This window comes from Acinetobacter sp. GW821-FHT09D10 (genome assembly GCF_059416285.1).
The window spans coordinates 145,103-160,471 of the sequence record NZ_JBWKOW010000006.1; the positions used below are offsets into that span (position 1 = coordinate 145,103).

The 15,369-nt window shown below is 38.8% G+C and carries 17 protein-coding genes; 14 read left to right on the forward strand and 3 right to left on the reverse strand.

Translation table 11 applies throughout. From position 1 onward, the window contains the following. Positions 1–13: 13 nt before the first annotated feature. Positions 14–622 carry an alpha/beta hydrolase gene (locus AC07M3_RS14230; protein ID WP_056481452.1) on the reverse strand — a complete coding sequence of 203 codons (609 nt, stop codon included), beginning with the start codon at positions 620–622 and terminating at the stop codon, positions 14–16. 30 nt (positions 623–652) lie between these two features. Continuing rightward, positions 653–1,660 (reverse strand): sulfate ABC transporter substrate-binding protein, encoded by a 1,008-nt coding sequence (locus AC07M3_RS14235; RefSeq protein WP_004643674.1) that lies wholly within the window; start codon positions 1,658–1,660, stop codon positions 653–655. 263 nt (positions 1,661–1,923) lie between these two features. On the opposite strand from AC07M3_RS14235, the gene pabC reads away from it, so the two are divergent. From pabC to AC07M3_RS14255, 4 genes are all read left to right on the forward strand, one after another. Further along, positions 1,924–2,736 carry an aminodeoxychorismate lyase gene (gene pabC / locus AC07M3_RS14240; RefSeq protein ID WP_494567592.1) on the forward strand — a complete coding sequence of 271 codons (813 nt, stop codon included), beginning with the start codon at positions 1,924–1,926 and terminating at the stop codon, positions 2,734–2,736. A gap of 1 nt (position 2,737) precedes the next feature. Then, positions 2,738–3,808, forward strand: coding sequence for an endolytic transglycosylase MltG (mltG, locus tag AC07M3_RS14245; protein ID WP_133747130.1), 1,071 nt, complete (start codon positions 2,738–2,740; stop codon positions 3,806–3,808). A 9-nt stretch (positions 3,809–3,817) separates the two neighbouring features. Next, complete coding sequence (gene tmk / locus AC07M3_RS14250; RefSeq protein WP_057106502.1) at positions 3,818–4,417, forward strand: dTMP kinase; 600 nt, start codon at positions 3,818–3,820, stop codon at positions 4,415–4,417. Positions 4,418–4,554: 137 nt separating this feature from the next. Next, the gene (locus AC07M3_RS14255; protein ID WP_003650294.1) at positions 4,555–4,971 is read left to right on the forward strand and encodes a PaaI family thioesterase; all 417 of its coding nucleotides are present in this window, start codon (positions 4,555–4,557) and stop codon (positions 4,969–4,971) included. Between the two features lie 57 nt (positions 4,972–5,028). Here AC07M3_RS14255 and nadB read toward each other — a convergent pair whose 3' ends face one another. After that, positions 5,029–6,672 (reverse strand): L-aspartate oxidase, encoded by a 1,644-nt coding sequence (gene nadB / locus AC07M3_RS14260; protein ID WP_133747128.1) that lies wholly within the window; start codon positions 6,670–6,672, stop codon positions 5,029–5,031. Between the two features lie 230 nt (positions 6,673–6,902). Between nadB and AC07M3_RS14265 the strand changes: the two genes are divergently transcribed. The 10 genes from AC07M3_RS14265 (at position 6,903) to recO (ending at position 15,363) form a co-directional block, all read left to right on the forward strand. Beyond that, a complete protein-coding gene (locus tag AC07M3_RS14265; RefSeq protein ID WP_309949390.1) occupies positions 6,903–8,279 on the forward strand; it encodes a Do family serine endopeptidase in 1,377 nt (458 codons plus the stop codon). Between the two features lie 123 nt (positions 8,280–8,402). Further along, the gene (locus AC07M3_RS14270; RefSeq protein ID WP_494567593.1) at positions 8,403–8,855 is read left to right on the forward strand and encodes an acyl-CoA thioesterase; all 453 of its coding nucleotides are present in this window, start codon (positions 8,403–8,405) and stop codon (positions 8,853–8,855) included. A gap of 20 nt (positions 8,856–8,875) precedes the next feature. Then, positions 8,876–9,424 carry a GNAT family N-acetyltransferase gene (locus AC07M3_RS14275; RefSeq protein ID WP_494567594.1) on the forward strand — a complete coding sequence of 183 codons (549 nt, stop codon included), beginning with the start codon at positions 8,876–8,878 and terminating at the stop codon, positions 9,422–9,424. Positions 9,425–9,607: 183 nt separating this feature from the next. Next, positions 9,608–11,425: a translation elongation factor 4 gene (gene lepA, locus AC07M3_RS14280; protein ID WP_003650302.1), complete on the forward strand. Its 1,818-nt coding sequence runs from the start codon at positions 9,608–9,610 to the stop codon at positions 11,423–11,425. Positions 11,426–11,500: 75 nt separating this feature from the next. After that, complete coding sequence (gene lepB / locus AC07M3_RS14285; RefSeq protein ID WP_056481432.1) at positions 11,501–12,328, forward strand: signal peptidase I; 828 nt, start codon at positions 11,501–11,503, stop codon at positions 12,326–12,328. A 24-nt stretch (positions 12,329–12,352) separates the two neighbouring features. Further along, entirely contained in the window at positions 12,353–12,727 is a 375-nt protein-coding gene (locus tag AC07M3_RS14290) for a DUF4845 domain-containing protein (protein ID WP_004643664.1), read from the forward strand. Continuing rightward, positions 12,699–13,391, forward strand: coding sequence for a ribonuclease III (gene rnc, locus AC07M3_RS14295; RefSeq protein ID WP_004643662.1), 693 nt, complete (start codon positions 12,699–12,701; stop codon positions 13,389–13,391). The genes AC07M3_RS14290 and rnc overlap by 29 nt, the downstream gene beginning before the upstream one ends. 11 nt (positions 13,392–13,402) lie before the next feature. After that, positions 13,403–14,425 carry a GTPase Era gene (gene era / locus AC07M3_RS14300; protein ID WP_080028321.1) on the forward strand — a complete coding sequence of 341 codons (1,023 nt, stop codon included), beginning with the start codon at positions 13,403–13,405 and terminating at the stop codon, positions 14,423–14,425. A 17-nt stretch (positions 14,426–14,442) separates the two neighbouring features. Further along, complete coding sequence (locus tag AC07M3_RS14305) at positions 14,443–14,640, forward strand: NF038104 family lipoprotein (RefSeq protein ID WP_004643661.1); 198 nt, start codon at positions 14,443–14,445, stop codon at positions 14,638–14,640. 9 nt (positions 14,641–14,649) lie between these two features. Continuing rightward, positions 14,650–15,363 (forward strand): DNA repair protein RecO, encoded by a 714-nt coding sequence (recO, locus tag AC07M3_RS14310; RefSeq protein WP_056481428.1) that lies wholly within the window; start codon positions 14,650–14,652, stop codon positions 15,361–15,363. Positions 15,364–15,369 lie beyond the last annotated feature (6 nt).

Consider the following 15,369-nt stretch of genomic DNA (forward strand, 5'->3'; position numbering starts at 1 on the left):
ATAAAGATGGGTATTAAGCAAATTTCAAAGAGAAATGAGTTTTTACCGGGTCGATAGATGAGTGACTACACATCGAATCTTCTGGAATCAGATAATTCAGCAAATCTGGAAATGGTCCAAAACCTGAAGCAACATTAATATGGCCGACTTCACCAAGATTAACTGGATTTAATTTCCACGACTTAGCAAGTTGTAAAGCATCAAAAAAGCCGAGCCAAGGATCATTTTCACTAATGAGCAGAGATGTTGGGACATCAATTTTTAACTGATGAAAATATGCTTTGTAGTCGGTCAAACTATGGCGGGCAAAACCAGCTTCCCCAAAGCGTGCTGGATTTGCTGGAGCAACCAAAATAAGTTTCTTAACTTGGCTCTTTAACTCTGGATATTCAGCTAAAGCAGCAACACTCGTTAAGCAACCAAAACTATGCGCAACAATTTGTACAGGAGCTTGCGCTACTTGAACTGTTTTAACGAATTGTTCAACCCATTCACTTAATACTGGTCTATCCCAGTTTTTTTGCTCAACACGAGAACTAGACACGAGTTGACGCTGCAACCAAGATTGCCAATGCTGATGTTCACTTCCACCTACACCCGGAACAATTACAGTGTGAATCATGTCTGTTCTCCTTATCTTTAGTACAAAGAATTACTTCTCTGTACTATTGATTTTCACGATTTGATCGAAAACACCACCATTGTCAAAGTGTTGTTTTTGTACCTTCGTCCAACCACCAAATTCTTTGTCGATGGTTACAAGCTTCAATGGCTTAAATACATTGCTGTATTTCTTAAGAACGGCTGCATTACGTGGACGGTAGAAGTTACGTGCTGCAATTTCTTGGCCAGCTGGTGAATACAGGTAGTTGAGGTAACCTTTTGCAATCGTGAGGTTGCCTTTTTTAGTTGCATTCTTTTCAACAATTGCAACTGGAGGCTCAGCTAGGATCGAAAGAGAAGGGGTAATAATTTCAAATTTGCCCGGCTGTTCGCGAAGCGCTAAATGTGCTTCATTTTCCCAAGCCAGTAACACATCACCAATGCCACGTTCAGCAAAAGTCGTGGTTGCGCCACGAGCACCCGAATCTAAAACTTTAGTATGTTTATAAATTTGACGAACATACTCTTGTGCTTTTGCATCATTACCACCTGGTTGATGTTTTGCCCAAGCCCAAGCTGCAAGATAATTCCAACGAGCGCCACCAGAAGTTTTCGGGTTTGGTGTAATAATTTCTACACCCGGTTTGATTAAATCAGCCCAGTCTTTAATTTGTTTTGGATTACCTTTACGCACTAAAAACACAATTGTTGAGGTGTATGGGGTAGAGTTCTGCGGCAACTTTTTCTGCCAGTCAGTTGGAAGTAATTTTGCTTTTTCAGCAATTTCATCGATATCTGCTGCAAGTGCTAATGTCACTACATCTGCATTTAAGCCATCAATCACCGCGCGGGCCTGTTTACCAGAACCGCCGTGTGATTGTTTGAACTCAATATCTTGACCAGTACGTTGTTTCCAGTAAGTACCGAACTGTTTATTGAAATCTGTATATAACTCACGAGTAGGGTCGTAAGAGACGTTTAAAAATTCTTGAGCTGCAAATGATGAAACTGAAAGAAGTGCAGCAATAACCCCGACTTTTAACTGAGAAAAACGCATGAGATAATCCCTCAAAAAATATGAAATGTTCAAAACATGAACGCAGAATAGCGCTAGTCTTTATTCTAAAAAAATAATAAAAAACGAATTTAATATGAAAAAAATAGAAATAGTAAAAACAGATAAGTTATTCTTAAATCTTGATATACAACAAGTTTCAAAAGTAGATACTAAATCGGTATAATTTTTTAAAATCAGTCATTTATTATTTAAATGAAAGGTGTTGTATTGTTGGATCGTTTTAAGCAAAGGGTGGATTAAACATGTGGTGTTTTAAAAATGGTCAATCTGTTGAAACCATTCCTTTACTGGATCGAGCATTTCATTATGGAGATGGGTGCTTCACCACAATTCGTGTTTTTCAAAACCAGATTGAGCTTAAAGAAAGACATTGGGAACGCCTAAAACTTGCATGTCAAAAACTGTTTTTAACTGCAGATTTTGAATTAATAGAACAGAGTTTGCAGCAACTACAAAAACAGCATCTTGTGCTCAATGGCACTTTAAAAATTGTGATTAGTCGTGGGATAGGTGACCGTGGTTATAGTTTGCCAAAGCATAATGCTGATATTTATATCTGGTTCTATCCGAAGGCTTCAGAGCCATTTCAGCCAGACTCTATTCAGTGTGGTGTTTTAAATCAGGCTTTAGGTTTAACCATGCCAAGCTTAGTTGGGCTTAAATCTTTAAACCGTCTTGAACAAGTATTGCTAAAAAAAGAAGCAGATCAACTTGGGTGGGCTGAAGCATTAGTTACTGATGTACAAGGTTATATTGTTGAAGGGGTCAGTAGTAATTGTTTTATTCGTTTAAATGATAGATGGATTACTCCTGAACTTCGTTATAATGGCGTCCACGGTGTAATGCGGGCGGAAATTTTAGCGCGTATGCAGCACCATGGTATTGCCTGTGAAGTACGTATAATTGAGCTAGATGAAGTATCTGAAATACAAAGTCTATTCTTTTGTAATGCTTTACATCCTATGCGAGTGGTCACTCATTTAGGAGAGAAAACGTTAGAAACACAGGCATGCATAGATTTATTTCATCTCCTTAACTTAAATCAGATTCATTAATATGCCGAAGCCACCTGTGAATGCGAAAGCAAAAAACGCCAAGAAAAATAACAAAAAACAAGCTCCAAAATTTTCTAAGCGATTGGTTCTAATTGGCCTGTTTATTGTTTTAATTTCTACTTTTGCCATTTTATGGTCGAGTCTATTTAAAGCTTATCCGATTGAAGGCAAAAAACAGATGTTATCCATTACATCTGGTGAAACCTATTCTGGTTTTATTGATCGGTTGGCGAAAGAAGGCAAAATTAGCTTTCCAGTGGTATTAAAGCTTTATCAGAAATTTATGATTCATGACAGCATGAAAGCTGGTGTGTATGAAATTGAACAGGGAATGAGTGTAAGAGAAGTATTAGAGATGTTATCTGATGCAGATAATGCTCAGATGAACCGTGTTTTGGTTATTGAAGGTACAACTTTTAAACAGCTCATTACTGCATTAAAAAATGATAAAAACGTAAAAAATACAATATTAGATTTACCTGATGATCAGCTGATGAAGGCGCTTGGCATTCCTTATGGACACCCTGAAGGTTTGTTTGCACCTAATACGTATTTCTTTGCAAAAGGTGAGACTGACAAGAAAATTCTTACCGATTTATATCATCGTCAAATCAAAGCTCTAGATGCAGCTTGGGCAAATCGTGCACCGAATTTACCTTATAAAGATAAATATGAAGCATTAATTATGGCTTCTATTGTTGAGAAAGAAACAAGTTTAGATAGTGAACTTACACAAGTTTCTGGGGTTTTTGTCCGCCGTTTAAAAATTGGTATGCGTTTACAAACGGATCCAACTGTTATTTACGGTATGGGTAATAACTATAAAGGTAACATTACCCGAGAAGACCTGCGTACCCCAACAGTATATAATACCTATACTATTAATGGCTTACCGCCAACTCCAATTGCTTTGCCAAGCCAAAAAGCAATTGAAGCTGCATTGCATCCAGATGATTCAAACAACATCTATTTTGTAGCAACTGGCAATGGTGGTCATAAATTTACGGCAAGCTTGCAAGCGCATAATCAAGCGGTGCAAGACTATTTATCCGTGTTGAGATCGAAGAAATAAGGAAAAGAGATGTTTATTAGCTTTGAAGGCACGGAAGGTGTAGGTAAAACTACGCTTATTCGAAAAATTCATCAGCATTTTGAAGAGCAAGGCAAACAAGTTGTTTTAACGCGAGAGCCGGGTGGTACTCCGCTAGCTGAACAAATTCGTTCGATGCTTTTGGCTGTGAATCATGATGAAAATATGAGCCATGATACCGAGCTATTACTCATTTATGCGGCACGTGCTCAACATTTACAACAGGTCATTTTGCCAGCTCTAGAGTCTAATAAAATTGTATTAAGCGATCGTTTTACAGATGCAAGCTTTGCTTATCAATGTTCTGGTCGAGGTTTGAGCCAAGATAAATTACAGCTTTTAAATCAGAACTTTGTTTCACGCATGCCAGAGGTGACTTTCTGGTTAGATGCACCGATTGAACTCGGTATGAACCGTGCGCGTGAACGTGGAGCTTTAGACCGTTTTGAACAAGAAAAGTTAAGTTTTTTCACTAAGGTTCGTGAAGGTTATGAAACCTTGTGGAAAGCTGAACCTGAACGTATTAAGCGAATAGATGCAACCCAAAGTCCTGATCAGGTGTTTGAGCAAGCTTTGCAATATTTAGGATAAGCAATTGGATGAGCCACTCTTATAATTTATGGGAGTGGTGAAAAATGACGACAATTCTGGTTTGAATCGTCATAGAAAATATCTGTTATTTTCTTATGCTATCTTACATATGATTTATAGATTGAAGAATAACAAGGATGAAAAGCTCAAAAGAAGAAATCGTGGCATTTCTTGAAAAGGAATTTCCGCCAAGTCTTGAACATTGCACCATTGAATCAGTCACGCCCAAAGCTGCGGTTGTTTATTATCATGTCGATCAAAGACATCAACGCCCTGGTGGTACCATATCTGGTCCAACTATGATGACTTTGGCAGATTTTGCTTTATATATTGCAATATTAGGTGAAATTGGAATTATTGGTTTAGCTGTGACTACCAACTTTAATATTAACTTTTTACGTAAACCTGCGGGTGATCAAGACTTACGCAGTGAGTGTAAGCTCATGAAAGTCGGAAAGAGTCTGGTTGTGGGGGAAGTCTGGATTTATTCAGTCGGTTTGGATGAACCTGTTGCACATGTAACCGCGACTTACTCAATTCCACCTAAATCATAAATATCAAACCAAATAAAAAGCACAGCCTGAACTGTGCTTTTTTTTGTTTTATAAGAATTACAGCTCTGTATTAACCAATGGCTGTTCTACTGCAAAATTTGGAGGAGTTAAAACTGTTTTACGAATCTCACTCGAAGTTTCAGGATAATCGAGTGTGTAATGTAGACCACGTGATTCCTTGCGTTGCATCGCACAACGGACAATCATTTCAGATACGAGTACAAGATTACGCAGTTCAATCAGGTTCTTGCTTACACGATAGTCTTGATAGTATTCAGTAATTTCACGCTTTAACATTTCAATACGGTGTAAAGCACGTTCTAAACGTTTCGTGGTTCTGACAATACCGACGTAGTTCCACATGGTGGAACGTAACTCATCCCAGTTTTGTAAAATCACCACATCTTCATCTGGATTGGTGACTTGAGAATCATCCCAACTTGGCACTTCTGGTAGTTTTAAATCTTTATCAAATTTATTTTCGATGTCTTTTGCTGCACTCATGCCATAGACGAAGCATTCAAGTAATGAGTTACTCGCCATACGGTTTGCGCCATGTAAACCCGTATAAGACGTTTCCCCAATAGCATATAAGCCTTCAATATCGGTCTGGCTATTTGAGTCAACCACAACACCACCACAGGTGTAATGAGCTGCCGGCACTACTGGAATCATATCTTTGGTAATGTCGATGCCCAATTCAAGCAATCGCGCATAAAGTGTAGGGAAGTGTTCTTTAATAAACTCTGGTGATTTGTGCGTGATGTCTAACCACACATGGCGAATACCTAAGCGTTTGATTTCATGGTCAATGGTACGTGCCACAATATCGCGTGGAGCCAGTTCTGCACGATCGTCAAAACGCAGCATGAAACGTTCGCCATCTGGCAAGCGTAAATAAGCACCTTCACCACGCATCGCTTCGGTAATTAGAAATGAGCGAGCTTGGGGGTGATAGAGACAAGTTGGATGGAACTGATTAAATTCCATATTCGCAACACGACAACCTGCGCGGTAAGCCATGGCAATACCATCACCAGTGGCAATATCTGGATTAGATGTGTAGAGGTAAGCTTTCATTGCACCGCCGCAAGCAAGCGCGGTAAATGGTGCAAGGAAGGTATGAACCTTTTCTGTGTTTTCATCTAATGCATATAAACCAATAGCGCGATTGGTTTGGTCAACATGGCCTAATTTTTGCGAAGTAATTAAATCAATCGCAATATAGTTTTCAAAAATAGTAATATTTTTACGTTCTTGGGCACGTTCAACCAAGGTGGTTGAAATGGCTTTGCCTGTTGCATCAGCAGAATGGATAATGCGACGCTGTGAATGACCGCCTTCGCGGGTTAAATGAAGTTGTTCATCTTCATCTAAGGTAAATTGCACGCCTTGCTTTAAAAGAAAATCTACAGAAGGGCGACCACCTTCTACGGTATGTTGTACCGCATCCATTTCACACAAATGAGCACCTGCAATCATAGTGTCATTAATGTGCTGTTGAATAGAATCAGTCTCGTCAAGAACAGCAGCAACACCACCTTGGGCGTAGAAGGTACTTGCTTCAGTTAAAGCAGCTTTGGCTAAAACTGCAATATTAAAATGATTTGGTAACGATAAAGCCAGACTTAAACCAGCGCCGCCGCTGCCCACAATAATCACGTCAAAGTGGTGAATTGTCTGTAAATTAGGCATGTCCATTCGCAACAATTTAAAACGTCCGCTAATGACACCCCTTTTTATCTAAAAAGGCAAGAGCTTAAGCGCTCTAACTCAGAGAAAAATTGCAATTGGCTTAAAAAGTTGCAATGCGTAAAATAATCATTGTGATGATGCCTTACAAATAAACATATTGTTACGCACAACCCCAAAGCGTTGTGATACAACAGTTTTATTCTTATTCTCGTAGACCAATTGTGGGTGAGCACCGAATGAAAACTCGCTATTTACAACAAGGAATGTATGCAGCGGTATTTACAGTTGCTGCTGTTCAAGCAAATGCTACTGTTGATTTTTCAAACCTCGTTGAACAAGTTAGTCCAGCCGTGGTGAGTGTAAACGTCGTAAAAAAAATGACTCAGGATGAACTATTGCAGCAGCAAGTTCCTGAAATTTTAAAACGTTTCTTTGGAAATCAGGTCATCATTCCGCAGCAACAAGGTCCACAAGAAAAAACCGCATACGGTAGTGCATTTTTTATTAGTAAAGATGGCTATTTACTGACAAATCATCATGTGATTGAAAATGCCTCACGCATCAGTATCACTTTAAATGATCGTCGTGAAATTGATGCAACGGTGGTAGGTAGTGATGAGCGTACAGACGTTGCATTATTAAAGGTGACCGGAAATAGCTATCCAGCTTTACGAGTAGGAAACGTTGACCGCTTACGGGTGGGAGAGCCAGTTTTAGCAATTGGTTCGCCGTTTGGTTTTGACTATTCAGCTTCGGCAGGTATTGTCAGTGCTAAATCACGAAATATGAGTGGTGAAACTTCGGTACCGTTTATTCAAACTGACGTTGCGCTAAACCCAGGTAACTCCGGTGGTCCATTGTTTAACCAAAATGGTGAAGTGGTCGGGGTAAACTCTCGAATATTTAGTGGTACTGGCGGCTATATGGGTTTGTCTTTCTCTATCCCTATTGACGTAGCGATGGATGTTGCCGAACAGCTTAAAACTAAAGGTAAGGTAACACGCTCTTATCTTGGTGTGATGATGCAAGACATTGACCGAAACCTTGCTGATGCTTATAAATTACCAAAACCTGAAGGTGCTTTAATTACTCAAATTTCTCCGAACTCACCTGCACAAAAAGCAGGACTGAGAGCTGGAGATGTCATTTTAAAATTAAATGGCGTATCTGTACTTCGTACCAGTGATTTGCTCTATGCATTGAATAAGGTGCAACCAAATCAAACTGTTCAGTTTGAAGTATTACGTGATGATAAAACCCGTAATATTTCAGCAACTTTAACTACTGCTCCAGATGAAACACCTGCCACAGGTGCACAAAGTGCTGTATCTAAAGGACCAGTTTTAGGAATGAGCATTCGTGATTTAGCTGAGCCAGAAAAAAGTGCTTTAAGTGTAAAGGGCGGCATCTATGTACAAGATGTCCGCCGTGGCGGTTTGGCATCATTGTCAAATATCATCCCAGGTGATGTGATTATTCAAGTCAACAATAACCAGATTTTAAATAGTCAGGATTTTGCAAAAGTTGTTTCTAACTTGCAAAAAAATACCGTAGCACGTGTTGCGATTATTCGTCAGGGACAACGCGCGATGCTTGGTTTACGTATCCAGTAAACTTAAAAAGAAACAATGAGCCACCCTAAACATGGGTGGTTTTTTGTTATTTATCTTGAGCGTATAGTGATATCTACCTACACTTATTTCAGTTTAAAAGTTAATAAATAAGAGTGAACATTCGTGAGTAGTATTTTTGATTTACATATTCAGGTACAGCCACATCATATTGATGCGTTAGGACATGTGAATAATGTGATGTATGTACAGTGGATGCAAGATGTAGCAGCTGCTCATGTTGAAACATTAGGAGTAGGGGTCACTAAATACCTCGAGTTAAAACATGCAATGGTCGCGGTTGAGCATCATGTGCAATATCGTAAAGCTACATTTGAAGGCGAACAAATTGTATTACGCACATGGTTAGATGATATCAACGCTCTTTATTCTTTCCGCCAGTATGTATTTTTCCGTCCATCAGATCAGGCTGTATTATTTGTTGGAAATACAAAATGGGCATGTATTGAAATTGCCACAGGGCGCCCAAAACGAATGTCTCCAACTTTTACCCATGCATACAAGCCACTTGATTCAAGCATAAATGCTTATGATTTTACTGTTTCATATGTTAGCTAGTAAAAAAGAGAGGCTGAAATTTGGAGTATTCATTTTCCATAGAAACTGATCGGTTGGTTTTAAGTGATCTTACAGATGATGATAAAGATTTTGTCTTTGAATTATTTTCAAATTCAAGCGTACTCGAATTTTATGATTTACAAGCCTTGACTTCATTAGAAGAAGCTCAGGCTCTGATTGAAAAAATGCATAAAAAATGGGACCAACGGCTAGGTTTTAGACATGCTATTCGTCTTAAACAAGATGCAACTATGTTGGGAACATGTGGAGTAAATGCTGTCAAACCGATTGGTGATGATTTTGCGGTAGTCATTGGTTATGAGCTTCATCCTCATGCATGGGGTTCGGGATATATGCATGAAGCTCTTACAGGGCTAATTCACTATTTGAAACAAGAGGGATTATTCCAACGAAAAATAAAATATGTTTGGGCTGAGATATTTGAGCCCAACATTAGATCCCAGCAAGTTGTTCACAAACTTGGATTCAAATTGATTGAAAAGATCGCTAATCATACTGGCAATAATTTATCTGCAAGCCTGCTTAGGTTTGAGCTAAAGCTGTACTGATTTACATACTCTTCAAAGAGAAATAGTTTGTTATGTTGAGAAGTTTAAAAAGCTTTTTTAAAAGAAAGAATTTATGTCTTTTTCATATCTGCAATCTGTTATAATCGCACGCAATTAATTTAACTGCTTTGGCTGTGTATTAAAACAAGCTACATAGCACTCTATATTTTCTCAAGGTAACCCATGGCGCAAGCTAAAAAATCCGTCGATATCAAAAATATACGAAATTTCTCGATTATTGCTCACATTGACCATGGTAAGTCTACATTGGCTGACCGCTTTATTCAGATGTGTGGTGGTCTACAAGATCGTGAAATGCAAGCCCAAGTATTAGACTCAATGGAGCTTGAGCGTGAACGTGGGATTACCATTAAAGCCGCTTCTGTCACGCTGTATTACACTCATCCGAATGGTCAAGAATATCAACTTAACTTTATTGATACTCCTGGACACGTAGACTTCTCGTATGAAGTTTCTCGTTCATTAGCTGCATGTGAAGGTGCACTCTTGGTTGTAGATGCTGCACAAGGTGTAGAAGCACAATCAGTTGCAAACTGTTATACCGCAATTGAACAAGGTCTCGAAGTTCTTCCTATTTTAAATAAAATTGATTTACCACAGGCAGAACCTGAACGTGTAATTCATGAAATTGAAGAAATCATCGGGATTGAAGCGACAGATGCACCGACTTGTTCAGCAAAAACTGGTTTGGGTGTTGAAGGTGTTTTAGAACGTTTAGTCGATGTTATTCCAGCGCCTGAAGGCGATCGTGATGCTCCATTGCAAGCATTAATTATCGACTCATGGTTTGATAACTACTTAGGTGTAGTTTCTCTTGTACGTATTAAACAAGGTCGTATCCGTAAGGGCGACAAAATGTTGGTTAAATCGACAGGACAAACTCATCCGGTAACTTCAGTGGGTGTATTTAATCCTAAGCATACTGAAACAGATATTCTTGAAGCTGGTGAAGTAGGTTTTGTTATTGCGGGTATTAAAGATATTTTTGGTGCGCCAGTAGGTGACACTATTACCCTTGCTGCTACACCTGATGTTGCAATTTTACCGGGTTTTAAAAAGGTTAAACCACAGGTTTATGCTGGTCTTTTCCCGATTGATGCGAGTGACTTTGAGCCATTCCGTGAAGCGTTACAAAAATTACAGATCAATGACTCGGCTTTGTTCTTTGAACCTGAAAGCTCAGATGCATTAGGTTTTGGTTTCCGTTGTGGCTTCTTAGGAATGCTACACATGGAGATTGTACAAGAGCGTTTAGAGCGTGAGTATGACCTTGATCTCATCAGTTCTGCACCTACCGTAATTTATGAAGCATTAACCAAGAAGGGCGAAACGATTTATATCGATAGTCCATCAAAAATGCCAGACGGATCTACTGTAGAAGATTTGCGTGAGCCGATTGCAGAATGTCATATCCTTGTTCCTCAAGAATATTTAGGGAATGTAATGACCCTATGTATTGAACGCCGTGGTGTTCAAAAAGATATGAAATTCTTGGGTAATCAAGTTTCTATTACCTTTGAAATCCCGATGGCTGAAGTCGTTATGGATTTCTTTGATAAATTAAAATCATGTTCTCGTGGTTTTGCATCGCTAGACTATAACTTTGTGCGTTTCGAAAGTTCAGCTTTAGTTAAGGTTGATGTATTAATTAATAGTGACAAGGTTGATGCCTTGGCTATGATTTGTCACCGTAATGACGCGCGTCATCGTGGTATTGCATTGGTTGAGAAAATGAAAGATTTGATTCCTCGCCAAATGTACGACGTTGCTATTCAAGCAGCTATCGGTGCACAAATTATTGCTCGTTCTACTGTAAAAGCGATGCGTAAAAACGTATTAGCGAAATGTTATGGTGGTGACGTTTCACGTAAGAAAAAACTACTTTCTAAACAAAAAGAAGGTAAGAAACGTATGAAACAAGTGGGAAGTGTTGAAATTCCACAAGAAGCGTTCTTGGCTGTATTGAAAGTAGAAAGATAAGAAATGAGGGGGGAGAAGTAAGATATTACTTTTTCCCCACTTTAAGACAAGCAGCTAGGCTGCGAGTGAGGTCGTGTGGATTTTGATTTTAATTTAATTCTTGTTCCAGTTACGCTGATTCTATTTGCAGTGTGGTTGTTAGATAAATTTGTATTCAAACAGCGTGCAAATAAAGGGCGCGGGAACGAAAATTTTGTTATTACATGGGCCTATGACTTTTGGCCAGTTTTAGCTGTAGTACTTGTACTTCGTTCATTTCTTTATGAACCATTTAATATTCCATCAGACTCTATGGTACCTACCCTAGAAACTGGTGATTTTATTCTGGTTAATAAATTTGATTATGGTGTGCGTTTACCTATCGTCAATAAGAAGATTATTGATGTGGGCGAACCAAAGCGTGGTGATGTGATTGTATTCCGTTATCCACCTCAACCTACCATTAGCTATATTAAACGTGTAATCGGTTTGCCGGGTGATCATCTTGTTTATGATCATGGACAATTGATTATTAACGGACAAAAAGTACCGAAAGTATTAACACAGTTTAGTCGCGAAAAAGATGTGTTAGATACCCCAACGTCTATTTATCATAAAGAGACGGTTGGTGAACACACCTTTACGATGCGTGAGCTTGAAGGCGTAAATGTGGCACGTCAAGCACCGTTTATCAACTATGTTGAAAATGGTAAATATGCAAACCAAGACGGTTTATATTGGGAAGTGACTGTTCCAAAAGGACATTACTTTGCAATGGGGGATAACCGTGACCAAAGTGCAGACAGTCGTTTCTGGGGCTTCGTTCCTGAGGAAAATTTAACAGGACGAGCATTCTATGTCTGGATGCATAAAGAACCGGGCTTACATCTTCCTAACTTTGGCCGAAATGGAAAAATAGATTAAAAACAACCATTAGGAAAAAAAGAAATGCGTAAGGCACAACAAGGTACTTCGTATTTAGCAATTTTATTTGGGGTGGTTATATTTGCAGTTGCAGTAAAAGCTGTACTTGCAGTTTGGCCGGCATATTGGGATGATCGACTGATTAATAATCAGATAGAGGAGCTTTTACAAGAAAGCTCTTCTGAGATCACACCACAGAAATTTGTGACACAAATGGATCAGCGACTGGAAATGAACAATATTCGTGATCTCCACTTTAAAGAGATTGCGCAAGTGTTTAATCAGTCTGGTCTGACAGTCAAAAAGAAATATGAAGTAAGAAAACCTTTCTTATCAAATATTGATTTAGTTTTAACATTTGAGAAGAGTTTTGATAAAACATCAGTTCAAACTAAGTGATCCTCGCTTATTGAGTCGCATCGGATATCAATTCAAGCAGCTTGAGTTGTTACAGTTAGCTTTGACTCATCGTTCGGTGAGTCATAAATACAATTACGAGCGCTTGGAATTTTTAGGCGATTCATTATTGGGCATGATTGTTGCCAATTATCTATATCATGCCTATCCAAATGAAAACGAAGGTCGTCTAACGCGTATGCGAGCGACTTTAGTCCGTCAGGAAGCTTTAGGTAAGATTGCAACCGATTTGCAACTTAGTCGGTGTTTAATATTAAGTACGGGTGAATTGAAATCTGGTGGTCATCATCGTGAGTCAATATTAGCTGACACGGTAGAAGCCATTATTGGTGCAATTTATATTGATAGTGGTGATCTCAACTTACTTACAGATATTGTGCTAAAATGGTATGTACCCTATTTAGACCATATTGAACCTACGGATCAACTTAAAGACCCGAAATCACGTTTACAAGAGTATCTACAAGCACGTAAAAAACCTCTCCCTGTTTACGAGGTTGTAGATATTCAGGGTGATGCACCTCACCAGCACTTTAAAGTTGAATGTTTGATAGATGGTTTATCAAAGATTTATGGTGAGGGTTCAAGTCGTCGTTTTGCCGAGCAGGCAGCAGCGGCGGAAATTTTAAAGTTATTGGAGCAATAACCTGCATGTCGATGCATTCTGATCAAATCAATCCAGATTCAAATGATAACCAAGATCCTAATAATCTGATTGATCAATTTTTTAGTTCCAAAGGCGTGACAATTCCTTCGGATTTTAAGAGCGGATTTGTGGCGATTGTAGGACGTCCAAATGTGGGTAAATCTACCCTCATGAACCATTTATTAGGTCAAAAGCTCTCTATTACTTCGCGTAAACCTCAAACAACACGTCATAAAATTATTGGTATTGATTCGCGTGAAAAAATGCAGGCGGTATATGTAGATACCCCAGGTATGCATAAAAAAGAAGTACGCGCTATTAATAAAATGATGAACCGTGCAGCTCATTCTGCATTACGTGACGTCAATTTGGTCTTATTTGTTATTGATGCTTATAAGTGGACCCCAAATGATGACTTAGTGCTTGAAAAACTTAAGAATGCTGAAATGCCAGTTATCTTGGTGATTAATAAGGCTGATACTTTTGAAGATAAAAGAGATATTCTTCCTTTAATTCAAGAGCGTGCCAAGCTTATGAATTTTGCCGAGATTGTTCCTGTATCTGCATTACGCGGAGCAAATCTGGAACACTTGAGTGAAACGATTGAGAAGTATCTTCCTTATCAAGCGCCTTTGTATTCATTTGATCAGATTACTGACCGTTCTGAACGCTTTTTAGCTAGCGAAATTATTCGTGAAAAAATCATGCGCCAGTTAGGTGAAGAACTACCTTATGATTTAACAGTACAAATTGAATCTTTCAAAACGGAAGAGGCTGCTGTTAATGAGAAAACTGGTCGTTTAAAACCAGCTTGTACCTATATTGATGCAACGATTTTTGTAGATCGTGCGGGCCAAAAAGCGATTGTGATTGGTGAAAAAGGTGCCAAGCTTAAAACAATCGGTATGGACGCTCGAAAAGACATGGAAAAGATGTTTGAGCAAAAAATTATGCTCACACTTTGGGTAAAAGTGAAGGGTGGCTGGTCTGATGATGAGCGTGCTTTAAAAAGCTTAGGATATAGTGATATCTAAAGGATAAGGATACTGGTATGAAAACAATTACATCATTGGTCGCTATAATTGGATGTACATTGATGTTACAAGGTTGTGTATATAAGCTTGTAACCGTACCAGTAGGTATCGCTTATAAAACTACAAAAGGTGTTGTCAAAGGTACAGCAGCTGTTGTAGGTGCGGTGATCCCTGATGGTGATGATGATAAAAAAGAAAAAGAATCTGAGGAATAGTTTCTTTTTATGATGCGCAATGAAGTCCTTCATGGATATATGATTCATCACCGTAAGTACCGTGAAAAAAGTCATATTGTGCATCTTTTTACTCAGGAGTATGGGCGAGTCGATGGTATTTTAAGACAGACTCCGCCCCCTCAGTATCAACCTATCCGATTGCAAGCAACTGGTAAAAGTGAGCTGAAGAACTTTACTAAGTTAGAAATATTAAATCAGCCTGTTTTCTTTTTTGGTGACGCCTTTTTTGCCGGATTTTATTTAAGTGAAATCATTCTTCGGCTATGCCCACTTGAAGAGGCAATGCCTCAATCTTTTGAGCAATATCAGTTAACTCTATTGCAGTTACAGCAGCTCGCTTCTAATGATCAGCCCGATCTTTTTTTAAGACAGATATTGCGTCAGTTCGAACATGTGCTTTTGCCTGAACTTGGGTACGCACTTGATTTTTCAATTGATACTCAGCAGCAGCCAATACAGGCTCATCAGTTTTATCAATTTCAAGTGACCGAAGGTTTTGCTCCTGTTGCGCAGGCGAGTCGTTCCTCTTTGTCAGGAAAAGCGATTTTGTCTATGGTGGATTATGAGCAAGGACAGGATTTTTCTCACGAACAATTACAATTATTAGGTAAACTATACCGTCAAATGATTACATCGCTTTTAGGAGATCGTCCCCTAAAAAGTCGACAATTGTGGATTCAAAATACTCAAACTCAATCGTAATTAGGA

Excerpts from the sequence above, each read along its gene's own strand:
- AC07M3_RS14230 (WP_056481452.1), bottom strand. The coding sequence starts at position 622 with ATGATTCACACTGTAATTGTTCCGGGTGTAGGTGGAAGTGAACATCAG.
- AC07M3_RS14235 (WP_004643674.1), bottom strand. The coding sequence starts at position 1,660 with ATGCGTTTTTCTCAGTTAAAAGTCGGGGTTATTGCTGCACTTCTTTCA.
- pabC (WP_494567592.1), top strand. The coding sequence starts at position 1,924 with ATGTGGTGTTTTAAAAATGGTCAATCTGTTGAAACCATTCCTTTACTG.
- mltG (WP_133747130.1), top strand. The coding sequence starts at position 2,738 with ATGCCGAAGCCACCTGTGAATGCGAAAGCAAAAAACGCCAAGAAAAAT.
- tmk (WP_057106502.1), top strand. The coding sequence starts at position 3,818 with ATGTTTATTAGCTTTGAAGGCACGGAAGGTGTAGGTAAAACTACGCTT.
- AC07M3_RS14255 (WP_003650294.1), top strand. The coding sequence starts at position 4,555 with ATGAAAAGCTCAAAAGAAGAAATCGTGGCATTTCTTGAAAAGGAATTT.
- nadB (WP_133747128.1), bottom strand. The coding sequence starts at position 6,672 with ATGGACATGCCTAATTTACAGACAATTCACCACTTTGACGTGATTATT.
- AC07M3_RS14265 (WP_309949390.1), top strand. The coding sequence starts at position 6,903 with ATGAAAACTCGCTATTTACAACAAGGAATGTATGCAGCGGTATTTACA.
- lepA (WP_003650302.1), top strand. The coding sequence starts at position 9,608 with ATGGCGCAAGCTAAAAAATCCGTCGATATCAAAAATATACGAAATTTC.
- AC07M3_RS14290 (WP_004643664.1), top strand. The coding sequence starts at position 12,353 with ATGCGTAAGGCACAACAAGGTACTTCGTATTTAGCAATTTTATTTGGG.
- era (WP_080028321.1), top strand. The coding sequence starts at position 13,403 with ATGCATTCTGATCAAATCAATCCAGATTCAAATGATAACCAAGATCCT.
- AC07M3_RS14305 (WP_004643661.1), top strand. The coding sequence starts at position 14,443 with ATGAAAACAATTACATCATTGGTCGCTATAATTGGATGTACATTGATG.
- recO (WP_056481428.1), top strand. The coding sequence starts at position 14,650 with ATGATGCGCAATGAAGTCCTTCATGGATATATGATTCATCACCGTAAG.